The organism is Kitasatospora sp. NBC_01300 (genome assembly GCF_041435235.1).
GTDB lineage: Bacteria > Actinomycetota > Actinomycetes > Streptomycetales > Streptomycetaceae > Kitasatospora.
In genome coordinates, this window is record NZ_CP108408.1 from 3,874,280 (window position 1) to 3,900,288 (window position 26,009).

At 74.4% G+C, this 26,009-nt stretch carries 20 protein-coding genes; 9 read left to right on the plus strand and 11 right to left on the minus strand.

The window, feature by feature from the left end; all coding sequences use genetic code 11:
* Nucleotides 1-115: 115 nt before the first annotated feature.
* Nucleotides 116-658: an NUDIX domain-containing protein gene (locus OG556_RS17305; protein WP_063348425.1), complete on the plus strand. Its 543-nt coding sequence runs from the start codon at nt 116-118 to the stop codon at nt 656-658.
* A 96-nt stretch (nt 659-754) separates the two neighbouring features.
* On the opposite strand, the gene OG556_RS17310 is transcribed toward OG556_RS17305, so the two are convergent.
* The 4 genes from OG556_RS17310 to pdhA all read right to left on the minus strand — a co-directional run bounded on the left by OG556_RS17310 (nt 755) and on the right by pdhA (nt 6,220).
* Nucleotides 755-2,479, minus strand: a complete 1,725-nt coding sequence (locus OG556_RS17310) for a globin domain-containing protein (protein WP_371517832.1) — start codon at nt 2,477-2,479, stop codon at nt 755-757.
* A 224-nt stretch (nt 2,480-2,703) separates the two neighbouring features.
* Nucleotides 2,704-4,077, minus strand: a complete 1,374-nt coding sequence (locus OG556_RS17315; protein ID WP_371522730.1) for a dihydrolipoamide acetyltransferase family protein — start codon at nt 4,075-4,077, stop codon at nt 2,704-2,706.
* Nucleotides 4,077-5,081 carry an alpha-ketoacid dehydrogenase subunit beta gene (locus tag OG556_RS17320; protein ID WP_371517833.1) on the minus strand — a complete coding sequence of 335 codons (1,005 nt, stop codon included), beginning with the start codon at nt 5,079-5,081 and terminating at the stop codon, nt 4,077-4,079. Before OG556_RS17320 ends, OG556_RS17315 begins: the two co-directional genes overlap by 1 nt.
* A complete protein-coding gene (pdhA, locus tag OG556_RS17325; protein WP_063348428.1) occupies nt 5,081-6,220 on the minus strand; it encodes a pyruvate dehydrogenase (acetyl-transferring) E1 component subunit alpha in 1,140 nt (379 codons plus the stop codon). Before pdhA ends, OG556_RS17320 begins: the two co-directional genes overlap by 1 nt.
* A 164-nt stretch (nt 6,221-6,384) precedes the next feature.
* On the opposite strand from pdhA, the gene OG556_RS17330 reads away from it, so the two are divergent.
* Nucleotides 6,385-6,831: an Lrp/AsnC family transcriptional regulator gene (locus OG556_RS17330; RefSeq protein WP_363581606.1), complete on the plus strand. Its 447-nt coding sequence runs from the start codon at nt 6,385-6,387 to the stop codon at nt 6,829-6,831.
* A gap of 43 nt (nt 6,832-6,874) precedes the next feature.
* Here the strand turns inward: OG556_RS17330 and OG556_RS17335 are convergent, their stop codons facing one another.
* A complete protein-coding gene (locus OG556_RS17335; RefSeq protein ID WP_371517834.1) occupies nt 6,875-7,459 on the minus strand; it encodes a TetR/AcrR family transcriptional regulator in 585 nt (194 codons plus the stop codon).
* A gap of 128 nt (nt 7,460-7,587) precedes the next feature.
* On the opposite strand from OG556_RS17335, the gene OG556_RS17340 reads away from it, so the two are divergent.
* The 6 genes from OG556_RS17340 (at nt 7,588) to OG556_RS17365 (ending at nt 17,909) form a co-directional block, all read left to right on the plus strand.
* Nucleotides 7,588-8,856 (plus strand): hypothetical protein, encoded by a 1,269-nt coding sequence (locus OG556_RS17340; RefSeq protein ID WP_371517835.1) that lies wholly within the window; start codon nt 7,588-7,590, stop codon nt 8,854-8,856.
* Between the two features lie 173 nt (nt 8,857-9,029).
* A complete protein-coding gene (paaN, locus tag OG556_RS17345) occupies nt 9,030-10,730 on the plus strand; it encodes a phenylacetic acid degradation protein PaaN (RefSeq protein WP_371517836.1) in 1,701 nt (566 codons plus the stop codon).
* A 156-nt stretch (nt 10,731-10,886) separates the two neighbouring features.
* Nucleotides 10,887-12,374 carry an FAD-dependent monooxygenase gene (locus tag OG556_RS17350; protein ID WP_371517837.1) on the plus strand — a complete coding sequence of 496 codons (1,488 nt, stop codon included), beginning with the start codon at nt 10,887-10,889 and terminating at the stop codon, nt 12,372-12,374.
* Between the two features lie 407 nt (nt 12,375-12,781).
* A complete protein-coding gene (locus OG556_RS17355) occupies nt 12,782-14,932 on the plus strand; it encodes a protease pro-enzyme activation domain-containing protein (protein WP_371517838.1) in 2,151 nt (716 codons plus the stop codon).
* Between the two features lie 299 nt (nt 14,933-15,231).
* Complete coding sequence (locus OG556_RS17360; protein WP_371517839.1) at nt 15,232-16,245, plus strand: XRE family transcriptional regulator; 1,014 nt, start codon at nt 15,232-15,234, stop codon at nt 16,243-16,245.
* Between the two features lie 314 nt (nt 16,246-16,559).
* On the plus strand, nt 16,560-17,909 hold the full coding sequence (locus OG556_RS17365; protein ID WP_371517840.1) for a peptidoglycan-binding protein: 1,350 nt from the start codon (nt 16,560-16,562) through the stop codon (nt 17,907-17,909).
* Nucleotides 17,910-17,942: 33 nt separating this feature from the next.
* On the opposite strand, the gene OG556_RS17370 is transcribed toward OG556_RS17365, so the two are convergent.
* Nucleotides 17,943-18,698: a TrmH family RNA methyltransferase gene (locus tag OG556_RS17370; RefSeq protein WP_371522731.1), complete on the minus strand. Its 756-nt coding sequence runs from the start codon at nt 18,696-18,698 to the stop codon at nt 17,943-17,945.
* 23 nt (nt 18,699-18,721) lie between these two features.
* On the minus strand, nt 18,722-19,444 hold the full coding sequence (locus tag OG556_RS17375) for a TetR family transcriptional regulator (protein ID WP_371517841.1): 723 nt from the start codon (nt 19,442-19,444) through the stop codon (nt 18,722-18,724).
* A gap of 100 nt (nt 19,445-19,544) precedes the next feature.
* On the opposite strand from OG556_RS17375, the gene OG556_RS17380 reads away from it, so the two are divergent.
* A complete protein-coding gene (locus OG556_RS17380) occupies nt 19,545-20,213 on the plus strand; it encodes a hypothetical protein (protein ID WP_371517842.1) in 669 nt (222 codons plus the stop codon).
* 82 nt (nt 20,214-20,295) lie between these two features.
* Here the strand turns inward: OG556_RS17380 and OG556_RS17385 are convergent, their stop codons facing one another.
* The 4 genes from OG556_RS17385 to OG556_RS17400 all read right to left on the minus strand — a co-directional run bounded on the left by OG556_RS17385 (nt 20,296) and on the right by OG556_RS17400 (nt 25,717).
* On the minus strand, nt 20,296-22,416 hold the full coding sequence (locus OG556_RS17385) for an FUSC family protein (RefSeq protein WP_371517843.1): 2,121 nt from the start codon (nt 22,414-22,416) through the stop codon (nt 20,296-20,298).
* Nucleotides 22,417-22,426: 10 nt separating this feature from the next.
* Nucleotides 22,427-23,746: an HTTM domain-containing protein gene (locus tag OG556_RS17390; protein ID WP_371517844.1), complete on the minus strand. Its 1,320-nt coding sequence runs from the start codon at nt 23,744-23,746 to the stop codon at nt 22,427-22,429.
* Nucleotides 23,743-24,402 carry a DUF5819 family protein gene (locus OG556_RS17395; RefSeq protein WP_371517845.1) on the minus strand — a complete coding sequence of 220 codons (660 nt, stop codon included), beginning with the start codon at nt 24,400-24,402 and terminating at the stop codon, nt 23,743-23,745. Before OG556_RS17395 ends, OG556_RS17390 begins: the two co-directional genes overlap by 4 nt.
* A gap of 124 nt (nt 24,403-24,526) precedes the next feature.
* Complete coding sequence (locus OG556_RS17400; RefSeq protein ID WP_371517846.1) at nt 24,527-25,717, minus strand: rhodanese-like domain-containing protein; 1,191 nt, start codon at nt 25,715-25,717, stop codon at nt 24,527-24,529.
* Between the last annotated feature and the right edge of the window lie 292 nt (nt 25,718-26,009).

A 26,009-nucleotide genomic window follows, 5' to 3' on the forward strand; every position in this document is an offset into this window, starting at 1 on the left:
CAAGATCTATCCGCAGTTACTCCCCGCCCCCGAACGGACGCACCGGTTCGGGCGGGTTTCGGCCGGACCGTCCCGCGGGAGACTCCCGCACAACGCTCCAGCCCCGGAGGTCGCCATGGGCCCCGACAACCGAACCCCGCCGCCCCGCCCGGTGGTGAAGCGCACCGCGCGGGCGATCCTGCTGGAGCTCGACCCGGACGACCCGTACGGCCCGGCCTCGATCGTGCTGATCCGGCGGGTCCGGCCCGGCTCGCCCCAGCCGTACTGGATCACTCCCGGCGGCGGGGTCGAGCGCGGCGACCGCACCGTGGTCGAGGCGCTGCACCGCGAGGTGGACGAGGAACTCGGCGGCAAGATCGTCGACGTGGTGCCCGCCTTCGTCGACACCATCAGCCACACGCACCATGACGACGGCACCCTGCTCCACCCGCACGGGGTCAAGGTGCAGCATTTCTTCGCCTGCCGGCTCGCCTCGATGGACCTCAGCCGACGGCACGGCCCCGAGGTGGACGAGCCCAACGGCGAGTACCAGGTGGTCCGACTGCCGTTCACCCGCGAGGGGGTGACGTCCGTCAACGTCGTCCCGCCCCGGCTGCGGGCGTACCTGGCGGCCAACATCGAGGGCGTCCGCGCGCTGCTCGCCCCGGACCTCGGCTGACCGGCTGACCGGCCGACCCGCTGACCCGCCGGCCACTCCCGATCCCGATCCCGGCTGATTCACCCGCCGGGGCCGCCCGACCACCCCGCCGCCCGATCACCCCGCCGCGAGGTCGCCCACCAGGTCGTGCCGGATCCGCTCGGCCGCCACGCCCGAGCGCAGCAGCACCCCGACGCCCCGGCGGACCATCGCGGGCGGCCCGCTGACGAACGCCTCCCGCCCGGCCCACGGCCCGAACCGGCCGACCACCTCGGGGAGTTCGCCGGTCAGCGCACCCTCGGCCGGCCCGGTGCCGGAGAGCACCGGCCGCACCGTGAGCCACGGCAGCCGCCGGGCCAACTCGTCCAGCCCGTCCAGCTCGTACAGGTCGGCGGCGCGGCGGGCCCCGTAGAACACGTCGACGGCGCCGACCGGCGTGCCGCGCTCGGCCACCTCCTCGACCAGCGCGCGGATCGGCGCGATGCCGGTACCGCCGCCGAGGCAGAGCAGGTCCGCGCCGGCGACGTGGTCGGCGGTCATCGTGCCGGCCGCCGGGCCCAGCCGCAGGACGTCCCCGGGCGCGGCCCGGTGGACCAGCGCGTTGCTCACCCAGCCCGCCTGGACGGCCTTCACGTGGAAGGTCAGCAGCCCGTCCGGCCGGGGGGCCGAGGCGAACGAGAAGTGCCGCCAGACCCGCGGCCACCAGGGCGTCTCCAGACTGGTGTACTGCCCGGCCCGGTACGGGTACGCCTGGTCCGGCCGGACGGTGATCACCGCGACGTCCCGGGTACGGCGCTCGTGCCGGACCACCTCGCCCTGCCACCAGGGCGGCGAGGTGCGGGCGGCCTCCTCGGCGGCCTCGATCATGATCGAGGAGACCAGCCGGTAGACCCGGCGCCAGGCCAGCTCGGTCTCGGCGTCCCACCGGCTGCCCGCGTACCTGGCCAGCGCCTGCACCAGGCACTCGCCGACCGGGCCGTAGTGGCCGGTCAGCGTGCCGTACCGGCGGTGGCCGCGGCCGAGCGCGCCGAGGTGGACGCGCAGGCCGGCCGGGTCGTCGGCGCTGCGGGCGGCGGCCAGCAGCGCGCGGAACAGGCGGTCCCGCTGGACGTCCATGGCGGCCGGGAAGAGCGCCCGGACCTCGGGGTGGTGCAGGAAGATCAGCGCGTAGAAGTGCGCGGTGGCGCGGTCGGCGACCGGCTCGACGACCGCCAGGCTGGCCCGGATCAGCTCGATGTCCCGTACGGTGAGCGGCTGTTCGACGGCGGAGGCGCTGCTGTCAGGGGCCCTGTGGTCGGGGGCGGGCAGCGGGGCGGCCAACGGGGCCGACAGCTGGGCCGGACGGCCCCCGGCGGGCTCCTGCACGGCCCAGGCCCTGGTCCAACTGTCGCCGGGGCCAGCCCAGTTGAGGCCGGGCGCGTCGGTGAACAGCGGCCGGAACGCGGGGGCGGCAGGCGGCACGGCGGGCGGCCCCGCCGGCGGCTCCGGGTAGTCGGGCGCGGGGACGGCCGGCGGCTGCACCGGCGGGGCGGGCACCCACGGGAGGGCAGGCACCGCCGGGAGGACGGCCGTCGGCGCCTCGGCCGGGATCTGCGGCGGGAGGTCCGGCGGTGCCAGCGGCATCGGCGGCCGTTCGGGCCCCGCCCCGGCCGCCCTCGCGGCTCCCATTCCGGCCGCCATCCCGGCCGCCGTCACCTCGGCCGTCACGTGCACCATCGTGTCCGCCGTCGCGTCCGCCGCGTCCGGCCCCGCGTCCGCCGGGAGCTCCGGCAGGCCCGGGACGGAGGCGGCGCCCGCCGATCCGTGCCCGGTGCGGACCAGAAGTGTTCTGCGGGACTTCACCGCAACGTTTCGAGTACCCAAGAGAATCGTTTCGCCTCCGGCCGCCCTGCGCCACCACCTGGCTTGTCTCTGCTGACGCCTAGGCAGCGTGGCACGCCCGAACTGCTCATCCGACAAATCACGCGAAGCCCGGACACCCGGGCCCGGGACGCGCTACTCTCCCTCGTTCCGCCGCCCCGTCGCCCTGGGTGCGGAGCACACCACCCAGGGCGACCGAGCCGTGCTCAGAGCTGCCGCAGCAGCGTCCCCGGCCGCTCCACGCAGTCCGCGACGAACCGCAGGAAACCGCCCGCCGTCCCGCCGTCGCAGACCCGGTGGTCGAAGGTGAACGACAGCTGCACGACCTCGCGCACCACCAACTCCCCCTCGTGCACCCAGGGTTTGGCGACGATCCGGCCGACCCCGAGCATCGCCGCCTCGGGGTGGTTCAGGATCGGGGTGGAACCGTCCACACCGAACACCCCGTAGTTGTTCAACGTGAAGGTGCCGCCGGTCAGTTCGGCCGGGGTGAGCGAGCCGTCGCGCGCCGCGCCGGTCAACCGGCCCAGCTCCTCGCCGAGTTGCTCGGTGGTGCGGGCGTGGGCGTCCCGCACCACCGGGACGACCAGCCCCCGCTCGCCCTGTGCGGCGAAGCCCAGGTGCACCGCCGAGTGCCGGATGATGCCCGAACCGTCCTCCGTCATAATGGAGTTGAGCTCCGGGAAGCGGGCCAGCGCGACCGTGCAGATCCGGGCGAGCAGCGCCAGCACGCTCACCTTCGGGCCCGGGGCGGCATTCAACTGCCGCCGCAGCAGCATCAGTTCGGTGGCATCGGTGTCCACCCAGCAGGTCACGGCGGGGATCTCCCGGTGGCTGCGGCTGAGCTTCTCGGCCACCGCCTTGCGCAGCCCGCGCAGCGGGACGACGCCCTCCCGCACGACCGGCGCCGGAGCCGTCGGGGCCGTCGGAGCCGTCAGGGCCGTCGGGGCCGCCGACTTCGCCGCGACCGCCCGTTCGACGTCCGCGCGCATGATCAGCCCGTCCGGGCCGCTGCCGGAGAGCGCGGCCAGGTCGACCCCCTGCTCCCGGGCCAGCCGCCGCACCAGCGGCGAGATCACCGGCACCACGCCCGGAGCGGTCCGCACCACCAGCGCGGGAGCCGGAACGACAACCGGGACAACAGCCGGAACAGGAACCGGAACGGCAGCAGGAACACCAGCAGGAGGAACAGCAGCCGCAGCCCCGACCCGACGCCGACGCCCGCCCTTCCCCGGCTCCGCGACCCCGTACCCGACCAGCGGCCGCTCCACCTCCGCCGCCGCCTCGGCCAGCATCCCGGCCGCCGCCTCGACCAGCAGCGAAGCCCCGTCCGCCGGAGCCACCGCGACCGTCACCAGCGGCGCGCCCACGGCGATCTCCTCGCCCTCCCCGCCGTACCGGGCGGTGACCACCCCGCCGTACGGGCAGGGCACCTCCACCACGGCCTTGGCGGTCTCCACCTCCACCACCGGCTGGTCGACCGCGATCACCTCGCCGACCTCGACCAGCCACCGCACCACCTCGGCCCCGGTGAGTCCCTCACCGAGGTCGGGCAGCCGGAACTCGCGCACGACGGGCATCATCCTCGGTCCTCCCACTGCAGCCGGGCGACCGCGTCCAGGATCCGGTCCACCCCGGGCAGGTGGTGGTGCTCCAGCATCGGCGGCGGGTACGGGATGTCGAAGCCGGTCACCCGCAGCACGGGCGCGGCCAGGTGGTGGAAGCAGCGCTCGGTGACCCGGGCGGCGATCTCCGCGCCGGTGCCGCCGAAGCCGCTCGCCTCGTGCACCACCACGGCCCGGCCGAGCGAGCGCACCACCCGGCAGACCGTCTCGTCGTCGAACGGCACCAGGGTGCGCAGGTCCAGCACCGCGAGGTCCCAGCCCTCGGCCTTCGCCGTCTCGGCCGCCTCCAGGCAGACCGGCAGCGAGGGCCCGTAGGTGATCAGCACGGCGGAGGTGCCGGGCCGCCGCAGCACGGCCCGGCCGATCGGCTCGACCGGCGCGGCCGGGTCGAACGCGTCCTTGCCCCAGTAGAGCCGCTTGGGCTCCAGGAAGACCACCGGGTCGTCGGAGGCGATCGAGGCCCGCAGCAGCCCGTACGCGTCGGCGACCGTCGCCGGGGTGACCACGTGCAGGCCGGGGGTGGCCGCGTAGTACGCCTCGGAGGCGTCGCTGTGGTGCTCGACCCCGCCGATGCCGCCGCCGTACGGGATGCGGACGGTGATCGGCAGCGGGAGCCGGCCGGCCGTGCGGTTGCGCATCTTGGCGACGTGCGAGAACAGCTGCTCCAGCGCGGGGTAGGCGAAGGCGTCGAACTGCATCTCGACGACCGGGCGCAGCCCGTACATCGCCATGCCGATCGCGGTGCCGAGGATGCCGGCCTCGGCCAGCGGGGTGTCCAGGCAGCGGTCGGGGCCGAACTCGGCGGTCAGCCCGTCGGTGATCCGGAAGACGCCGCCGAGCGCGCCGACGTCCTCGCCGAGCACGTGCACCGTCGGATCCTCGCGCAGGGCGTCGCGCAGCGCCGCGTTGAGCGCCTGCGCCATGCTCGCCGTACGGGTCGGTGTGGCCGTCTGGTTCATCAGTGCTGCACCTCGGCCTCGGCGGCCAGCTCGGCGGACAACTGGGCGGCCTGTTCCCTCAGTTGCGGGGTCGGCTCGGCGAAGACATGGGTGAACAGGGCCATCGGGTCCAGCTCGGGGTCGGCGTGGAACTCGGCCCGCATCCGGGCCGCCAGCGCCTCCGCCTCGTCGGCCGCCGACTGCACCAGCGCGTCGTCCAGGACGCCGAGTTCGCGCAGCGAGCGGTCCATCAGCAGGATCGGGTCGTACTCCCGCCAGGCGGCCACCTCCGGGTCGGTGCGGTAGCGGGTGGCGTCGTCGGCGTTGGTGTGCGCCTCGACCCGGTAGGTGAGCGCCTCGACCAGGGTCGGGCCGCCGCCGGTCCTGGCCCGCTCGACCGCCTCGGTCAGGACGCCGTGCACGGCGGGCGCGTCGTTGCCGTCCACCAGCCGGCCCGGCATGCCGTAGCCGACGGCCTTGTGGGCGAGGGTGGGCGCGGCGGACTGCGCGCTGAGCGGGACGGATATCGCGTAGCCGTTGTTCTGCACCAGGAAGACCACCGGCGCCTGGAGCACCGCGGCGAAGTTCAGCGCCTCGTGGAAGTCGCCCTCGCTGGTGCCGCCGTCGCCGAGCATGGCCAGCGCGACCACCGGCTCGCCGGCCAGCCGGGCGGCGTGCGCCAGCCCGACGGCGTGCGGGGCCTGGGTGGCGAGCGGGGTGCAGAGCGGGGCGGTGCGGGTGGCGCGCGGGTCGTAGCCGGTGTGGGCGGTGCCGCGCAGCAGGGTCAGCGCCTCCAGCGGGTCGACGCCCCGGGAGACCACCGCGAGGGTGTCGCGGTAGCTGGGGAACAGCCAGTCGGCCTCGCCGAGCACCAGCGCGGCGGCGACCTGGCAGGCCTCCTGGCCGGTGGACGCCGGGTAGACGGCCAGCCGGCCCTGCTTGGTCAGGGTGGTGGCCTGCTGGTTGAAGCGGCGGCCGACCACCAGGCGGCGGTACAGCTCGCGCAGCAGTGCGGGGTCGTACTTCTCCAGCGCGGGGGTGCCGAGCACCCGGACCGGTGAGGCGTCCGGGAGCAGGGGGGCCGGGTCGGTCCGCGGGGCGGTGGCCCCGGGGGTCCAGCCGGGCACCGCCGTGTGGTGTCTGTGGTCGAGAACGGTCATCTCGGGGCACCTCCTGGGGTGGCGGGGGCTCCCTACCGATTGTTCGGTCGTCTGTTCATCTTGACCAGAAGCGTGACAAGGTGGTGGACATTCGGCCTGAGCGGCGGTCGACTGGTGGCAGTGCGTCCAATCGGCGAGGGTGGGGGGTCATGTCGGCTGAACAGATGTCCAGACTCGACCGGGTCGACCGTTCGATCCTGCGGCTGCTGCAGCAGGACGGCCGCGCCTCGATCCGCTCGGTGGCCGAGCGGGTGCACGTGTCCCGGGCGAACGCCTACGCCCGGATATCCAGGATGGTCGAGGACGGCATCATTCGCGGCTTCACCGCCCGCGTCGACCACGAACGGGCAGGTCAGGGCGCGTCCGCGTACATCACCCTGAAGATCGTCCAGAACTCCTGGCGCACGGTCCGGGAGCAGCTGCTGGAGCTCCCCGGGGTCGCCCACATCGCCCTGGTCGGCGGAGACTTCGACGTCCTGCTGCTGGTGCACACCGCGGACAACCACGCGCTGCGGGAACTGGTGCTGGGCAGCATCCAGTCCATCCCCCAGGTGCTCGGCACCCGGACCATGCTGATCTTCGAGGAGACCGACCAGGTCCCCCCGGACTGACCGGTCCCCCCGGACCGACCACCCGGCCGCCGGCCGGCGGCGGCTACCGCGCGCGCAGCCCGTCGAAGGCCAGGTGGACGACCGCGTCCGCGACGCCGTCGGTGCCCTTGAGGCCCGGCCGGTACCACTCCACGATCGAGTTGATCATCCCGAACAGCAGCCGGGTGGCCAGCCGCGGCTCGACGTCCGCGCGCAGCGCACCGTCCGCGACCGCCGCCCGCAGCAGCTCGGCGACCTGGTGGTCGAACTCCCGGCGCCGCTCCAGCGCCCACTGCTCGGTCGCCGTGTTCCCGCGCACCCGCAGCAGCAGCGTCACGTACGGCAGTTCCGCGAGCAGCACCTCGGCGGTGCGGCGCACCACGTGCTCCAGCCGCTCCACCGCCGGGCCCCGCACCGCCGCCGGCTCGGCCAGGATCGCGAACAGCCCGTCCAGCGCCCGCCCGACGGCCAGCCGCAGCAGCTCCTCCTTGCCGCGGACGTGGTGGTAGATGGACGACTTGGAGATCCCGGCCGCCCGGGACAGGTCCTCCATCGAGGTGCCGTCGTAGCCGCGCTCGTTGAACACGTCGACGGTCACCGCGAGCAGTGACTCCACGGTGTAGGCGGTACGCGCGCTGTGATCGGCCATCCTCCGAGTATCCCCGGCCGCCCGGCGCCGTACGCGATCGGGTCGGTTGGTCCACACCAGGCCCCGATGCACAGGCCCTAGACTCGGCGGACGATCGTCCACGTCCAGCAGGGTGGGGTCCAGTCCGAATGAACGCAATACCGGCCGTCGCCTCCGACGTGCCCGAGCAGCGCAGCGATGATCCGGAGGGCGCTCCCGGCAGCGGCTGGCGGGAAGCCGCCCGCGCCCTGGTGGTCCGGTTCGGGCCGGCGGTGTGGTGCTACGCGGTGCTGAAGCTGATCGGCTTCACCGTCTTCATGAAGCTGCTCTCCTTCTCCGGCGACTACCTCAAGAAGCCGGCCCGGTTCGGCGGCGGCGCCAACCCCTGGGACGTGCTGGCCACCTGGGACGGCTGGTGGTACCAGCAGGTGGCCCAGTTCGGCTACCACCCGGCACTCGTCACGATCCCCAACGGCCCGGTCGGCTTCTCCGTCGAGCAGAACTCCGCCGCGTTCTTCCCGCTCTACCCGGGCCTGATGCGGATGACCTCGGACGTCACCGGCCTCGGCCTGTACGGCGCCGGGATGCTGGTCTCGGTGGTGGCCTCGCTGTTCGCCGCCGCCGGGATCTACGCCGTGGTGGACCGGATGGCCGGCCCCAGGGCGGGCGTGATCGCGGCCGGGATCTGGGCGATCGCCCCGGGCTCGGGCGCCGAGTGGGCGGTCTACTCGGACTCCACCTTCGTCGCGCTGGCCGCCTGGGCCTGCTACTGCGTGATGACCAAGCAGTGGGTCGCCGCCGGGGTGATCACCCTGGTCACCGGGCTCAACCGGCCGACCGCCGCGGCGCTGATAGGCGCGGTCGGCCTGGCCGCGCTGGTGGAGCTGTACCGGCGCGAGAGCGGCATCCTGCGCCCGCTGACCGCGATGCTACTGGCCCCGGTCGGCCTGCTCGGCTACGTGGCCTGGGTGGGCTGGCGGATGGGCGAGTGGGGCGGCTACTTCCGGCTCCAGCACGACGCCTGGCTGCACTACTTCGACTGGGGCCAGGGCACCTGGCACGCGATCCGCGGCGTGCTGCTGGGCCGCAACGACTACCCGTTCGCGTTCCCGGTGCCGGACCTCTTCGCCACCCTGATCGTGCTCACCCTGCCGGTGCTGATCGTGCTGCTGATCCGGCTGCGCCCGCCGCTGGTGCTCACCGCCTACACGCTGGCCACGATCGTCTCGGTGCTGGGGAGCCTCGGCATCTTCGGCAACGTCTCGCGCTACCTGCTGCCGGCGTTCCCGCTGCTGATCGCGCTCGCGGTGGCGATGCGCAAGCTCAGCTGGCCGGTGCTGGCCGCGGTGCTGGGCTTCGGCGCGGTCGCCTCCGGCTGGTACGCGGGGTACGTCATCTTCGAGCTGGGCGTGCCGTAGGCCCTGCCCCGCACCGGCCCCCGGGGGCGCGTCCACGACGGACGCGCCCCCGCGCGTTCTCCGGCCACCGCCCCGTACGTCCTCCCGGATTCCGTCCCCTGCACCCTCTTGAGCCGACCGATCGTTCGGTTACCCTGTGACGTGTCCCGTCCTCCCTCCTGAGGAGCGCACAGATGTCCGCAGCGGTCACCCACCCCCTCGTCGGCGAACTGGTCGAGCGCCACCAGGCCACCCTGGACGCCGCCCTCGACGCCGCCGCCAAGCGCGACTACTGGTCGCCCTACCCCGAGTTCCCGAAGGCGTACGGCGAGAGCGGCCCGGCGGACGGCAAGGCCGCCTTCGACGCCCTGCTCGGCCAGCCGTTCACCCTCGACGGCCACCCCGCCGACGGCGACCTGGTCGGCGGCGAGGCCTCCCCGTACGGCATCGAGCTGGGCATCGGCTACCCGCACGCCGACCCGGACGCGCTGATCGCCGCGCTGAGCGCCGCCCGACCCGACTGGGCCGCCGCCACCCCGCTGGAGCGCGCCGCCGTCTGCCTGGAGATCCTGCACCGGATCAACGCCCGCTCCCACGAGTTCGGCCAGGCCGTCATGCACACCACCGGCCAGGCCTACGGCATGGCCTTCCAGGCCGGCGGCCCGCACGCCCAGGACCGCGGCCTGGAGGCGGTCACCTACGCCTACGCCGAGCAGACCCGGCTGCCCCGCCGGGCCGGCTGGACCAAGCCCCAGGGCAAGCGCGAACCGCTGGTGATGACCAAGGAGTTCACCGTCGTCCCGCGCGGCCTCGCGCTGCTGGTCGGCTGCAACACCTTCCCCACCTGGAACGGCTACCCCGGCCTGTTCGCCTCGCTGGCCACCGGCAACCCGGTGCTGGTCAAGCCGCACCCGCGCGCCGTGCTGCCGCTCGCGCTGACCGTCCGGACCGCCCGCGAGGTGCTCGCCGAGGCCGGCTACGACCCCAACCTGGTCTGCCTGGCCGTCGAGCACGAGGGCGGCACCGTCGCCCAGACCCTCGCCGTCCGCCCCGAGATCCGGCTGATCGACTACACCGGTTCCACCGCCTTCGGCGACTGGCTGGAGGAGCACGCCAAGCAGGCCGAGGTGTACACCGAGAAGGCCGGCGTCAACGCGGTCGTCATCGACTCCACCGACGACTACAAGGGCATGCTCGGCAACCTGGCCTTCGCCCTCTCGCTCTACAGCGGCCAGATGTGCACCACCCCGCAGAACCTGCTGATCCCGCGCGGCGGCATCGCCACCGACCAGGGCGACAAGTCCTACGACCAGGTCGTCGCCGACCTCGCCGCCGCCATCGACGGCCTGCTCTCCGACGACGCCCGCGCCGCCGCCATCCTCGGCGCCGTGGTCAACCCGGGCGTGCTGCAGCGCTCGGCCGCCGCGGCCGGCGGCGAGTACGGCGAGCTCGCCCTCGCCCCGCGCGCGGTGACCTCGCCGGACTTCCCCGGCGCGACCGTCCGCACCCCCGCGCTGGTCAAGCTCGACGCCGACAAGCCGGACGACCGCGCGGTCTTCCGCACCGAGTGCTTCGGCCCGGTCTCCTTCGCCGTCGCCGTCGAGTCCACCCCCGCCGCCGTCGAGCTGCTGCGCACCACCGTCCGCGACAAGGGCGCCATGACGGCCTCCGGCTACACCACCTCGCCCGAGGTGGAGGGCCTGCTGGTGGCCGCCGCGCTCGACGCCGGCGTCTCGCTCTCGCTCAACCTGACCGGCGGCGTCTACCCCAACCAGACCGCCGCCTTCTCCGACCTGCACGGCACCGGCGCCAACCCGGCCGCCAACTCGGCCTACTGCGACGGCGCGTTCGTCGCCAACCGGTTCCGCACCGTGGAGGTCCGCCGGCACGGCTGAGCGCCGTCCCGGCCCCGTCCGATCCGCTCCGGGCCCCGGCGGTCACCCACCGCCGGGGCCCGGCGGTTCACAGCTCCCCAGGGGCCCTGGATGATGGAGTCTGGGAGAACGCCGGACACGGCGTCCAACCGCCCTCCGAACACCGGGAGCTGACACATGACCGCGAAGCCGACGACCGCCACCGACGTCCTGATCGTCGGTGCCGGACCGACCGGACTGCTACTGGCCGGCGACCTCGCCGCGGCCGGGGTCGGCGTCACCATCCTGGAGAAGCGCGGCGCCGAGTCCAACCTGACCCGGGCCTTCGCCGTGCACGCCCGCAGCCTGGAGCTCCTGGACGCCCGCGGCCTCGCCGACGACCTCATCGCCACCGGCCGCCCGGTCACCGGCCTGAGGATGTTCGACCGCTTCGGCATCGACCTGAGCTCGCTGCCCACCCGCTTCCCGTTCGTCCTGATCACGCCGCAGTACCACGTCGAACGGCTGCTCCAGGAGCGCGCCGAGCAGGCCGGCGCGACCATCCTGCGCGGCGCCGAGGTCACCGCCCTGCGCCAGGACGCCGAGGGCGTCACCCTGGAGACCCGCGACGGGAACACCTTCACCGCCCGGTACGCGGTCGGCACCGACGGCGTCCGCTCCACCGTGCGCGACCTGCTCGGCATCCCGTTCCCCGGCGAGTCCGTGGTCGACTCGGTGATGCTCGCCGACGTCCGGCTGGAGCGCGAGCCCGCCGACACCATCACCGTCGGCGCCAACGAGACCGGCTTCTCCTTCCTCGCCCCCTTCGGCGACGGCTGGTACCGGCTGATCGCCTGGGACCGCAAGGAGCAGCAGCCCGACGGCACCACCCCCTCGCCGGAACGCCTCGCCACCATCGCCCGGACCACCCTCGGCGAGGACTACGGCCTGCACGACGTCCGCTGGAGCTCCACCTTCCACAGCGACGAGCGCCAGGCCCCCAACTACCGCTCCGGCCGGGTCTTCCTGGCCGGCGACGCCGCGCACTGCCACTCCCCGGCCGGCGGCCAGGGCATGAACACCGGACTCCAGGACGCCGCCAACCTGTCCTGGAAGCTCGCCGCCGCCCTCCAGGGCCGCGCCACCGACGCCCTGCTCGACACCTACCAGAGCGAACGGCACCCGGTCGGCCGGACGGTGCTGCGCACCTCCGGCGCGCTGATCCGGCTCGCCCTCGCCGAGTCCGCCCCCACCCGCGCCCTGCGCGGGGCGCTCACCACGCTCGGCGGCCACCTGGACCTGGTCACCGAGCGCGGCGCCCGGATGGTCTCCGGCATCGACATCTCCTACCCGGCCCCGAAGGACGCCCACCCGCAGGTCGGCAAGCGCGTCCCGGACCTGCGGCTGACGGCGCTGCGCAAGCCCGTCGAGGGCGCCCCGGCCGCCCCCGAGCGGCTCTACGAGGCGCTGCGCGAGGGGAAGTTCGTCCTGGTCAGCAACGACGAGCTGGCCGCCGCCGAGCCCTGGGCGGACCGCATGGTCACCGCCGCCCCGGCCGACCCGCACGGCAAGCTGCGCGACACCGTCCTGCTGATCCGCCCGGACGGCTACGCCGCCTGGGGCGCCGTCGACCCCGGCCAGGGCGAGCTCCGCACCGCCCTGACCGCCTGGCTCGGCACCCCCTGACCCCCGTCGGCGGGTGCGCGGCCTCCCCGCGCACCCGCCAGGCGCGCCGCCGGACCGGCTGTCAGACCGGTTTTCGGGCCCGGCCTTTCACATAGTTCCGCGCCGCCTGCGCCCCGTTCCCGCGCGTCGCCGTTCGGCCCACGCCGGTCATGCTTCCCGCGCGGCCCCACCCGGTTCCACGTCCGTCCCTTCCGTCCCCCACCGGTAGGGACCGGTTCCGGAATCCGGGCCATTCACTGTATGGAATCCCCGCATTCCGGGTGTCCACAGTTGACTGTTTTTTAGCAACGAATTGCTTGACCATGAGCCACTTTGCGCACTGGTTCTGTCATGTTCTAGCCAGCGTTTTCGACTCCGGAACGCTCTGGCCCCTTGCCGGCCCCCACAGCCGGCCAGAGGAGGATCCGTTGCGCCCCCGCTCCCTTGCCCTCGCCGCGGCGATAGCCGTGCTGCCGCTGACCGCCGTCTCGCTCGGTGTCTCCACCGCGCAGGCCGCCCCCGCTCCCCGTGTCGCGCTCCCGAACACCGTCAACCCGGCGGTGGCCCACTCGGAGAAGAAGGGCGACGTCCCGGCCGAGCAGCAGATCTCGGTGGCCGTCAGCCTGAAGCTGCGTGACACCGCCGCCCTCGACCGCTTCCTCGCCGCGGTCGCCACCCCCGGCACCCCCGAGTTCGGCAAGTACCTGACGCCGGAGCAGTTCACCGCCCGGTTCGGGCCGACCCAGGCCGCCGTCGACCAGGTCAAGACCTACCTGGCCGCCCAGGGCCTGACCGTCACCGAGGTGAGCGCCAACCGCCAGGTGGTCAGCGCCCACGGCACCAACGCGCAGATCTCCCAGGCCTTCGGCACCCACGAGAGCTCCTACGTCGACCCGCAGCTGCAGCGCGCCTTCTTCGCCAACGACGCCGCCGCCTCCGTCCCGGCCGACCTGGCCGACGTGGTCCAGGGCGTGAGCGGCCTGGACAACCACGCGGTCCGCAAGAACCGCCTGGCCAAGCCGAACTCGGTCACCCCGCACACGGCCTCCTCGACCCCGAGCGGCTTCGGCCCGTCGCAGTACGACGGCGCCTACAACCTGAACAAGACCGGCGCCGACGGCACCGGCACGACGGTCGCCCTCTGGGAGTTCGACGGCTACTCGTCCTCCAACCTGACCACCTACGACTCGCAGTACGGCCTGTCCGGCCCGGCCGTCTCCACGGTCTCGGTGGACGGCGCCAACTACGACTCCGCCCCCGGCGGGGGCCAGGGCGAGGTCGAGCTGGACAGCGAGATCGTCCGCGGCGCGGCGCCGAAGGCGACCCAGCTGGTCTACGAGGCGCCCAACAGCGACCAGGGCGAGATCGACATGGCCAACAAGATCGTGGCCGACAACCAGGTCTCGGTCATCTCGATCTCGTGGGGCTCCTGCGAGCCGGACACCACCGCCGCCTCGATGACGGCCGTGGACAACGCCTTCAAGCAGGCCGCCGCCCAGGGCATCTCGATCTTCTCCGCCTCCGGTGACGACGGCTCCCGCGACTGCACCCGCTCCACCAGCGGCTCGTCGGTCAAGGCGGTCGACTTCCCGGCGTCCAGCCCGCACCAGACCGGCGTCGGCGGCACCAACCTCCAGGTGTCCGGCACCTCGTACTCCTCGGAGAGCGCCTGGAGCAGCGCCGGCGGCGGCGTCTCCACCGTGTTCGGCAAGCCGACCTGGCAGACCGGCACCGGTACCGGCACCGGCACCATGCGCACCGTTCCGGACGTCTCCTCCAACGCCGACCCGGCGAGCGGCTTCGCGATCTACACGGCCGGCTCCTGGCAGGTCTACGGCGGCACCAGCGCGGCGGCGCCGCTGTGGGCGGGCTACGCGGCCCAGTTCAACCAGAAGGCCAAGGCGGCCGGCCAGCCGGTCCTGGGCGAGGCGAACCCGAAGCTGTACGCGGTCGCGAACAGCAGCAACTACTCCGGCGCCTTCCACGACGTGACCAGCGGCTCCAACCAGGACTTCCCGGCCGGGACGGGCTACGACCAGGTCACCGGCTGGGGCACCCCGATCGCCGACGGCCTGACCACCGCCCTGCTCGGCGGCGGCTCCACCACCCCGCCCACCGGCGGCTGCACCGCGGCCCAGCTGATCGGCAACGGCGGCTTCGAGACCGGCACCGCCGCCCCGTGGACCACCTCCAGCGGCGTGATCGACAACAGCTCCTCGCAGGCGGCCCACTCGGGCAGCTGGAAGGCCTGGCTGGACGGCTACGGCAGCGCCCACACCGACACCCTGTCGCAGACCGTCTCGGTGCCGGCCGGCTGCAAGTCCGCCAGCCTCACCTTCTGGCTGCACATCGACACCGCGGAGACCGGCACCACCGCGTACGACAAGCTGACCGTCCAGGCCAACGGCACCACGCTGGCGACGTACTCCAACGTCAACGCCGCCGCCGGCTACGTGAAGCGCACCCTGGACCTCTCCTCCTTCGCCGGCAAGAGCGTGACCATCAAGTTCACCGGCACCGAGGACGGCTCCAACCAGACCAGCTTCGTGATCGACGACGTCGCGCTGAACGTCAACTGACCACCAGCGGGTAGCACCACCTGACCCCCGCCGGGGCGGCGCCGACAGGGCCCGCCCCGGCGGTGTGCGTCCGCCCGGCGCGGCGGACGACGGGGGCGGGCGGCGAGGGAGTGTGTTTCCGAACTGTTTCAAGATCACTAACCCTTCGGTTCACCTGCCGTGACCCCTGTCATACGCACGACTGATGACGTAGCCTCTCGACCGTGCATAGGGTTCCCCAAAGCTCGGTGAAGCCGTCGGCGGCGAGCCTCGGCGCCGGCCAGGCCCCTCCGAACTCACCTGGCGGGGAGGGTCACCGCATGGCCGCACAGCAGCCTCAGGACTCCGCGCGACTCCGGCTGGTCGGACTGCGCCCGGAGCGCCCCGGCCCGTCCGTACCCGCACCGCCTCCGACACCCGCGCACGCCGGGCGGGCCACCGCCCCCGGCGGATTCGCGGACACCCTGCACCTGGCCATCGAGGCCAGTGGCCTCAGCCTGGACCGGATCAGAGCCGCCCTCACCCAACGCGGCGTCAGGGTCAGCGTCACGACGCTGAGTTACTGGCGGCGCGGACGCAGCCAGCCCGAGCGGGCCAGCTCGCTGAGGGCCGTCCACCTGCTGGAGGAACTGCTCGGACTGCCGCACAGCGCGCTCACCTCGCTGCTCGGCCCGCCCCGCCCGCGCGGCCGCTGGGCCGCCGTCGCGAACACCTGCCACCTCGGCCTGGAGGACGTCTGGCCGGGCGAACGGCAGATCGCGGACATCTTCGCCGAGCTGGACGCCCCGCCGCAGGGCGAACTGGAGCGGCTGAGCATCCACGACTCGTACTACGTGGACGCCGAGCGGCGCGGCAACCTGCTGCGGATGCGCCAGGTGGTGCGCGCCACCGTCAGCGGCGTGGGCCGCTGCCTGGTCGTGCACAAGGCCGACGAGGAGGCGACCGGCTGCCCGGAGATCACCTCGGTGCGGCACGGCCGGCTGGGCCGGGTCCGGCGCCGTCCGGAGACCGGACTGACCGTCGGCGAGCTGATGCTGGACCGCCCGCTGGCGCTCGGCGACAGCACGGTCTTCGAGTACGAGGTGGAGATCCCGCCGGGCGGCCCGACGCTGGAGTACAGCCGCCGCTTCGCCACCCCGGTGCGCGAGTACGTGCTCCAGGTGCACTTCGACCCGGCGGCCGTCCCGGCGCACTGCGAGCGCTACGACCGCGAGCCGGGCGCGGACGTCGACCACCGCCGCGAGCAGCTCTGGATCGGCGCCTCCGCGAGTGCCCACGTGCTCGCCCCGGACCAGCAGCCCGGGCACATCGGCATCCGCTGGGAGTGGCAGTAGCCGCCCCCGGCGTCCAGCCGCACCCGGCGTCCCGCTGCCCCCGAACTCCACCGCCGCCGCCCTCCTCGAACCGGCCCGCGCACCCCCGCCGAGCCTGACCCTCCGCCAGTCCCCGCACCGGCACTAGCGCCTCCCCCTCACCCCCGCCACGCCCGGGCCGCCGAACGGTTGTCACCCGTCCGGCGCAATCCGCCGTGCCACCTTCCGCCCGCTTTGGGACTTTGGTCCCGATAACACGCGGGGCCGGCCCGGGAAGGCCAGTCCTGTCACGCCGTCAGGCGTCGACCAGGAAGACCGCAGGAAAGAGGCGGAGCATGACCCGTACCGACCACCTGTCCCCGCTACTGGAATTCGACGAGGTCGAACCGGACGAGGACTGCATATGCGGGGGCTGCAGCGCCCGCCGCCGCGCCCGGCGGCAGGCCGCACCCGTGCACGAGGGCGGGCACGCCGCGGCCCGCAGCATCCGCCGCCGGGCCGCCGTGCTGATGGCCGCCGTCGGCACCGCGGTGGGCGGCGGGACGGCCGCCGCCGGACACGCCACCGCCGCCCCCACCCCGAGCCCCACCCCGGGCGGCAGCAGCACCGCCCAGCCCCCGCAGACCCCGCAGGGCGAGGTCAGCGGCCTCTACGGCCAAGCACCCGGCGCCCGCGCCTTCGCCGCCCCGCGCGCCGCCGCCCAGCCGCCCACCCGGGCGCAGATCATCCAGCGCGCCCAGGGCTGGGTCGACCAGCAGGTGCCGTACGGCATGGGCAGCTACTGGTCGGACGGCTACCGCCAGGACTGCTCCGGCTTCGTCTCGATGGCCTGGGGCCTCGGCAGCAGCCAGACCACCTGGACCCTGCCGAACTTCGCCGAGCGGATCGGCAAGGCCGACCTCCAGCCCGGCGACGTGCTGATCTACAACAACCCGGCCAGCCCGCAGTCCGGCTCGCACGTGACGATCTTCGGCGGCTGGACGGACTCCTCCCTCACCCGCTACCTCGCCTACGAGCAGACCTCCCCCGGCACCAAGAAGCGCGACACCCCGTACGCCTACTGGAACAACTCCGGCGCCTACGTCCCGTACCGCTACACCGGCCTGTCCGGCGGCAGCAACGACGGCGCCCCGGCCACCGCCTTCCCGGGCGCGGACAAGTTCGGCCCCGGCGCGAACAACGCGTACGTCACCGAGCTCGGCCGGCTGCTGGTGCAGCGCGGCGGCGCCCGGTTCTACTCCGAGGGCCCCGACCCGCACTGGGGCGAGGCCGACCGGCGGGCCACCCAGGCCTTCCAGGAGGCCCAGGGCTGGCGCGGCGCCGAGGCCGACGGCATCCCCGGCAAGGACACCTGGGACTACCTGGTCAACGGCAAGGGCCGCGCCATCGACGCCGGCACCACCCCGCTACCGCCGCCGGTCCAGCCCGGCACCGGGGCGCCCGCCTTCCCCGGCCGGCAGTACTTCGGCCCGGGCCAGAACAACGACCAGGTCCGCCTGCTGGGCGAGCAGCTGGTGCGCAAGGGCTTCGGCGGCTCGTACAGCGTCGGCCCCGGCCCGCGCTGGAGCGAGAGCGACCGGCGGGCCGTCCAGGCCTTCCAGCAGGCCCAGGGCTGGCGCGGCGCCGAGGCCGACGGCTACCCCGGCCCTGACACCTGGCGCCGACTCTTCGCCCAGGGGCTCTGAACGGCGTGGTGCCCGCCGGGCGGGCACCACGCCTCACCCCTGGGGCTTCGACGACATCCAGTGGAAGAGGCCCATCGCCACGCTGGTGGCCAGGTTGAAGCTGGACACCCCCGGCTGCATCGGCACCGAGACCAGGTGGTCCGCCCGCGCCTTGAGCTCCGCCGAGACGCCGTGCCGCTCGGTGCCGAAGGCGAGCAGCGCGTCGTCCGGGAACGGCAGCGTCCGGATGTCCGCGCCCTCCGGGTCCAGCACGTACAGCGGCCCGGCGGGCAGCTCCGGCAGGGCCAGCCGCTCCACCGCGGTGGCGAAGTGCAGGCCCGCACTGCCGCGCAGCACGGTCGGGTGCCAGGGGTCCAGATCGCCGGTGGTCACCACGCCGGTGGCGCCGAAGCCGGCCGCCAGCCGGATCACCGCCCCGACGTTGCCCAGGTTGCGCGGGTTCTCCAGCAGCACCACCGGGGCCGGGCGCGGGCGCCGGGCCAGGGCCGCCAGGTTCGCGTCGACGGACGGCCGCGCGGCCAGGGCGACCACCCCGGTCGGGTGCAGCCGGGGTGCCAGCGTCCGCAGCCGGTCCTCGGGCAGCTCCACCGCCAGCGCGTCCAGCGCCGGCGCGACGTCCGGCGCCAGTTCCCCGGCCAGGGCCAGCAGCGCCGCCCGGTCGGCGGTCAGCACCCGCCGGACGTCCCCGCCGAAGCGCAGCGCGTGCTTCAGCGGGTGGAACCCGTCCAGCAGGACGGCCCCCGGCTCCCGCTCCGCCGCCCGCCACGCCCGCAGCACCTCGTCGTCCATGGCGTTCACGGCGTTCATGGCGTTCACTCTGCCACCTCGTCCGAAGCCGTCTGACCCAGGGCCGTCTGACCCGGAGCCACCTGATCCAGGACCGCCTGATCCGGGGCCGTCCCGCCCGGGCCGGGCTCGCCGGGGCGGCCGGCGGCGGCGATCACCTCGTCGAAGCCGAGCGGCCGGCCGGTCGGGCCGTCCGGATCGGCGGCGAGCCCCGCGAGCGCGAGGTCGAGGTGCCGGTGGACCAGCGTGCCGTCCGCGTCGAGCGCGGCCAGCGCGCCCGGCAGCGGGCGGGACACCCGGACGCAGAGCAGCACCAGGTCGCCCATCCCCACGTCGGCCCGCAGCCGCCCGGCGTCCTGGGCGGCGCGCAGCAGCGCCTCGACGGCGGTGACGACGTCGAGGCGGACGGCGACCAGGCCCTCGTCCACCACCAGCCGCTCCAGCAGCACCACGATCGCCGCGCCCATCCGCAGGTCTGCGGCGGCGTGCACGAAGCGGCGCAGCGCCCGGTACGGGTCGGTCTCGTCGCGACGGGCCTGTTCGGCGGCCTCGGCGAGCCGGGCCAGCAGGTCGGTCACCAGGGCGCGGACCAGGGCCTCCCGGTCGGGGAAGCGCCGGTAGAGGGTGGCCGGGCCGACCCCGGCCCGCCGGACGACGGCGTCCAGCGGGGCGTCCGGGCCCCGTTCCAGGAACACCTCGCAGGCGGCGTCCAGGATCCTGCGCCGGCTGCGTTCCGCGTCGGCCCTCATCGGCAACTCCCTAACCGGAGAAATTCTCTCCCCCTATGCTAGCGTCCCAGTGAAGCGGAGAAAATCTCTCCGCATCGTTGAGGAGCCGAGGAGTGACGCCGTGACCACCACCGCGCTCACCGTCCACACCGACATCGACGGCACCAGCCACCCGCGCGAGGCCGTCCTCGCCTGGGAGCTCGACCGCGCCCGCACCGCCCTGCGCCTGCTCAAGCAGCGCCTCGGCGACGACCGGACGCGCGAACTGCTCACCCCCGACACCACCGCCGCCGACACCGCCCTGGCCGCCTGGGCCCATGCCTCCGGCGGCCGGTGGAGCACCGCCGTCACCGAGCTCACCGCCGCCGGCATCGACGCCGACCGCTTCCTCACCTGGTGGCAGGGCCGCCTGCACGCCCCCGACCGGGACGCCCTGCTCGCCGCCAACCCCGAGCACTACCTGGCCGACTCCACCGGCGAACGGGTCGAGATCATCGAGACCCTCGGCACCGGCCCGGCCCGCTTCTTCCTGCGCTTCCACGACGACGTCCCGATCGCCGGGCCCGGCCACCAGGCCTTCCCGGTCCGCATCGGCGGCACCGGCACCCTCGCCGACGGCACCGAGGTGCTGCGGGTGATGCACGAGTTCGCCGACACCCCGGACGGCCTGCGGATCCGCCTCACCGTCCAGTTCCCCGAGGCCGCCCCCGCCCTCCTCGGCACCGGCCACCAGTGGCACTTCGCTTGCGAGTTCGCCAACTGGCTGGAGGCCGCGGCCCGCGCCGCCTGACGCCCGGCACCGTTCGCCCCCGAAATCCGCCCTCCGCTGTCCGCCCCCCGACGTTCGCCCTTCCAGGAGGGGCGAACGTCGCCTACTGCGGCCCCCGCACGTCCTCCCGCCCCCGCAGCGCCCGCTCCAGGTCCTTCAGCGCCTGCCCCAGCAGCCGCGTCCCCGCCCGCACCACGTCCCGCTGCACCCCCGCCGGCGCCTGCGCCAGCCGCTCCTCCAGCCGCGCCTGCGCCTCCCGCACGGCGCCGAACTCCACCGGCTGCCCGGTGAGCAGCGCCGCCCCCGCGAGCGCGGTGGCCAGCCGCAGCTCCTCCGCGTACTCCGCCGTCCCCGGCACCGGGTCGGCGTCGGCGGCCGGCAGGTGCGCCTCCAGCAGGACGGCGACCCGTCCGAGGTGCCCGACGGCCGCCCGGGCCCGGTCGACCTGGCGCCGGGACACCCCGGGCAGTCCGGAGGCGTGCCGACCCGGTTCGGCGTCGGCGCGCTGCATGGCCTGGAGCAGTTCCGAGCGGGCCTCCCGGGAGTCCAGCAGCGCGGTCCGCACCGCCCGCCCGCGCGGCGCGGCCGGGTCCTCGTAGCAGGCGACCACCGCGGCCGCGTACCGCCCGGCGGCGGCGAGCCACTCGGCCAGCCGCTCCCCGAGCCGGGCGGTCTGCCAGGTCGGGAAGAGCGCGTACGTCACCAGCGCCACCGACCCGCCGAGCAGGGTGAGCCCGACCCGTTCGAAGGCCGTCGTGAGCGGGTTCCCGGCCTGGAGCCCGAGCAGGAACACCACGTACGTCGAGATCCCGACCGTCGTCAGCGCGTACCCGGTCCGGAACGCGAGGTACGACCCGCCGATGCACAGCACGGCCAGCGCGGCCAGCACCCACTCCCCGGGGTGGGTGAGCTGCACCACCAGCGTCGAGACGGCGACCCCGACGACCGTCCCGGCCAGCCGGGCGACACCCCGGCTGTAGGTCTGGGCGAAGTCCGGCCGCATCACCATCGCGGCGGTCATCGGCGCCCAGTAGCCGTGGTGGAACCCGATCAGCCGGGCCAGCAGGTAGGCGACGGTGACCACCCCGGCGAGCCGGACGGCGTGCTGGAAGATCGCCGAGCGCGGCCGCAGCTGCCGGCGCACCGTCCGCAGCGCGACCGGCAGTATCCGGAGGATCGACGGCCTGTGCAGCGCCCCGCCCGCGCCGATCACGGGCGTGGTGATGGTGTCCGCGTCGCCCCGCTCCAGCGTGTCCGCGGCCTTGCGCAGCAGCCCGCCCAGTCGGCGGGCCGACCGCCGGGCCGCCCCCTGCAACCGCGGTCCCTCGTCCGGCGGGACCAGGGTGAGCGTGGGCGCCGAGCGGGGCAGCCGGACGGGGTCGCCGGTGCGGACGGCCCGGGCCAGGGCGTCCATGACCTCCGCGGCGGCCGCCAGCACCTCACGGGCCCGGTCGCGTTCGGGCCCCTCCTCCGGGGCGCCCACCTTGGGATCGGCGAGCGCGGCCAGGGTGGGCCGGATGCGCTCGGCGAGGCCGCGCAGGCCGCGCAGTTCGGCCGGCCGGTGGCGGTCCTGCCAGGGCGTCAGGGCGGCGGCGTGCCGGGCCGTCATGAACGGCTCCGGGTCGACATGCGCGGTCGGATCCTGTCTCAACCTGCGCGCGTAGTCGGCGAGTTCCGCATAGGTGTCGGCGAGGGCGTCCCGCTGGGCACTCCAGCTCCCGATCGGCCACAGGGTGATGACGACGGCTTGGACGACCCCGCCGAGGGCGGCGACCAGCCCGTGTCCGAGCGCGGCGGTCGCGCTGACCGGGAGCTGGACGACGATCAGCATCACCGAGACGGTGTTGGTCGCGACCACCCCGGCGGTCGGCCCGATCGCCCAGGCGAGCCCGGCACCGAAGGCCCACACCGCGAGCAGCACCGGGAACAACCCGGGGACCCCGGCCGCCAGGTAGCCGAGGAAGGTGCTGATCCCGAGTCCGGCCCCGGCCGCGACGGCGAGGCTGGCCCGGGGCCGGAAGCTGCGCTGGAAGGTGGCCGTGCCGGCGATGAAGGCGCCCATCGCGGCCGAGGTGGCGAGCGCGACCCCGCCGAGCGCGAGGGTGGGGAAGAGCACCAGCGCCACCGCGACGGCCCCGCGCAGGGCCCGCTTGGGGTCGGTGAGCGCCCGGTCGAGGGTGAGTCCGGTCCGCGCGGTGTCGCGAAGGGCGGCGAACCAGGACATACGGGTCAGCCTAGGCCACGTCCTCGGTGACCGGCGCTCGTGACCGCCGGATCCGCCGCAGCCGCGCCGCCGCCCAGAGCAGCGCGCCGGTCGGCAGGAACACCGCGTCCGCCGCGATCATCGCGAGCGAGAACACCGGCAGCCCGAGCAGCAGCGCGATCCCCAGGTGCTCGGCCAGCAGCACGGCCAGCAGCACGTTCTTGACCCGCCGGTTGAGCAGCGTGAACGGGAACGCGACCTGCACGATCACCGTGCCGTACGAGATCAGGAAGACCGGCAGCAGCGCCGAGCCGACCAGGCCGGACAGCCACGGCCAGGGCGTGAAGTAGTCCAGGTGCAGCGGGTAGTACAGCGCGGTGCCGTCCTGCCAGCGCGAGCCCTGCACCTTGTACCAGCCGGCCGTCGCGTAGATCAGCACCACCTCGACGGCGATCACCAGCATCGCGCAGTTGTGCACCATGTTCGCCAGCGCGTCGAGCACCGCGCGCGGTTCGCCGTCCGGCCTCAGCCGCCCGAGCGTCCACCAGAGCCCGGCCACCGCCCAGAGCCCCCAGAACAACGGCGCCCAGCCGACGTACGGGAAGGTCCGGACCGTCCAGGTGAGGCTCTCGCCGGAGAAGCCGCCGAGCTGGCAGGCCGCCAGGACGGCGCCGAGCAGCACCCAGAGCACCACCCCGGCCCACCCCGGCCGGGCCCGCCGGGCGTCCAGCGACCACACCTCGGCGCAGCGGGTGAAGACCAGGTAGACCGCCATCAGGTGGACGACGTTGTCGCCGCCGTCGCCGAGGAAGACGTTGCGGTTCTGCAGCGACAGCACGGTGACCAGGAACAGCACCGTGCTCGCCCTGGTCCGCCAGCCCAGCACCACCGCGACGGCGGCCAGCACCGCCAGGTGGTAGACCAGCTCGAACCAGGGCCGCCCGCCGAACCACGGCAGCACGGTGAACGCCCCGTTGTCGGTCAGCAGCCGCTCGGCCAGGTCCATCGACCAGGGCGACCGGTCCCCGTACAGCTCCCGCCGGTTGGGCCACTCGCGCAGCAGGTAGGCGAGCCAGACCAGCCCGAAGCCGATCCGCACCACGGCGGCCTGGTGGCGGCCCAGCGCGCGCCCGGTGAAGGCGGCCATCGCCCGGGCGGCCAGGTCGGCCGGGCCGGGCCCGCGCGGCGCCGGGTCGGGCCGGGGCCCGGGGGCCGAGCCGGCGGCGGGCGGTTGCCCGGCCTGGCGCGGGATGCCCTCCGACCACCGCTGCCCGGGCGGCGCCTCCGGCGAGAGCTCGGACGCCACGTCAGGCGAGAGCTCGGACGACACCTCCGGCGACACCTCGCTCACCCGAGCTCCCGGTAGTCCTCGTCGTCAACCGGCCACCAGGGCAGCTCCCGCACCTTCGGCGCCGGTGGCGCGGCCTCGCCGCTCCAGGACGGCGGCGGGACGGTCACCGCGGTGGCCCGGAACTCGACCTCCAGGATCCGCTCGCCGTCCACCTCCCGGCCGATCCGCTGCAGGGCGATCCGCTTGAGGTACTGCTCGGCGAGCCTGCCGCGGGTGTTGGTCAGCGCCTCGTCCTGCGGGTTGTGCGAGCCGTCGTAGAAGTCCCAGGCCCGGCGGAGCACGTTCTGGTCGACGTGGCTGGGGGCGGGGTTGTGCCGGATCGCGGCGACGTCCTGCGCGGTCAGCCCGGTCCAGTCGCGGGTGCGGGTGGTGCCGTCGGCGGCGGCGGTGCGCACCCGGGCGTCCAGGCTGACGTTCTGCTGCAGCGGATTCGGCGCGAACAGCCGCCAGTTCTGCTCGAACTCCGGGTACACCAGGCCGTCGACCTCGTTCCGGTACTGCCGGGACAGCGAGTTGGCTGGCGCGACGTGCAGGAACACCGCCGCGAGGAAGAGCCCGGTGCCGACCACCAGCACCGCCGCGGTCAGGCCGAGCACGAGCTGCGCGGGCGTCGACCAGACCCGTCCGGCGGCCGGGCGGTCCGTCGTCTCCGTCATGGCCTCCCCGGCCCGGTCGGCGCGCCGCCCGGGTCCCGTCCCGGCGCGGTCGCGCGCCCATACTGCCCTACCGGGTGAACACGACAGTGCCGGACGGGGCCACCGGGTTACGAAGCCAGCAGACCTACAGGACGAAGGCGTCCTGGCCGGTGCTGCTCACCATCGGACGGCCCGCGCCCTCCCAGGCGTACATGCCGCCGTCCACGTTCACCGCGTCCCGGCCCTGCTGCACCAGGTACTGGACGACCTGCGCGGAGCGGCCGCCGACCCGGCAGAGCACGTACAGCTTCCCGTCCGGCAGCTCGCCGATCCGGGCGATCACCTCGCCGAGCGGGATGTGCAGCGCGCCGTCCACGTGGCCGGCGTCCCACTCGTCCTGCTCGCGCACGTCCAGCAGGGCTGCGTCGGCGGGCACTGCGGCGGCGGTGGTGGAGGGGATCTGCGCGAACATCGTGTGGCTCTCCTGGGGCTGGGTCGGGTCGGTGCCATTGTCGCCCACCGGTTGCCGGTGGCCGTCGCCCGCCGCGGCCGGGGCGCCGAGCAGCCGCTCCAGCTCGGCCTGCTGGGCGGCGGCCTTGGCGAGCAGTTCCTCGGCGAGCTGCTCCAGCAGCCGGTCGGGGTCCTGCGGGGCCAGCGCGAGCAGCTGACCCATCGGGGTCTGTTCCAGCCGGACCTGCTCGGTGGCGGTCTCGGTGATCTTGCCGGTCAGCCACTCCAGCCGGCGGCGCAGCCACTCCAGCCGGTCGGGGGAGTCGGTGCCGGGCGCGGCCTCGGGCGCGGTGGACCACTCGGCGGACAGGCCCTCCAGCGCGGCGGCGTCGCCGACGGCGTAGGCCTCGTTCACCCGGGCCAGGAACGCGGCCCGGCGCTGCTGCTCGGCCGGGTCGGTGCTGAGGTCGGGGTGGGCCCGGCGGACCAGCTCGCGGTAGATCCGCTGGGCGTCCCGGCCGGGGCGCACCCGGGCGGGCGCGGCGGGCGGCGGCGGGGCCGCCTCCTGCTCCCGGACGGAGTCGAACAGCGCGTCGAGGTCGGGCAGTTCGTCGACCTGCCGGCGGGCCTCGGCGGCCCGGCGGAGGTCCTCGGGGTGCCCGGTCCTGGCCGCGACCGCCTCGGCGACCAGCGCCTCCAGCTCGTCCAGCCGGGCATAGAGCGGGCCCAGCAGCTGATGGTGGATCAGCGCGAAGTTGTCGATCTCGACCCGCAGCGTCTGCACGTCGACGTCCATGCTGAGCCAGGCGAGTTCGGCGGCGGCGACCCGCTCCTCCAGCTCCTGCTGCTGCGGGTCCGTCCAGCGGACGGGGCTCTGCGCGGTCACTTCTCGCCTCTGTCTCGTCCGGCCGGCTGCGTCCATGCGGAGCCGCCTCGCGGGGTGGCCCGGCCTGCCACCCTACCCTCGCGCGCGAAGGCCCCGTCCGGGTGAACGGGGAGTGCGAACCGGCGCGCGCCGCACGGCACGCAACCGATCCTGAGGAATCTCCCCGTTTCGCTATCACGCCCGGGCCGGTCCGTGCTTCGCTAGGGCGTGTCTGATGATTCGCGTCGGATCAGCACGCGGCGTCGGGCACCCGGCGGACTCGTTCAGACACGCCCTCAAGCCCGGCACGATC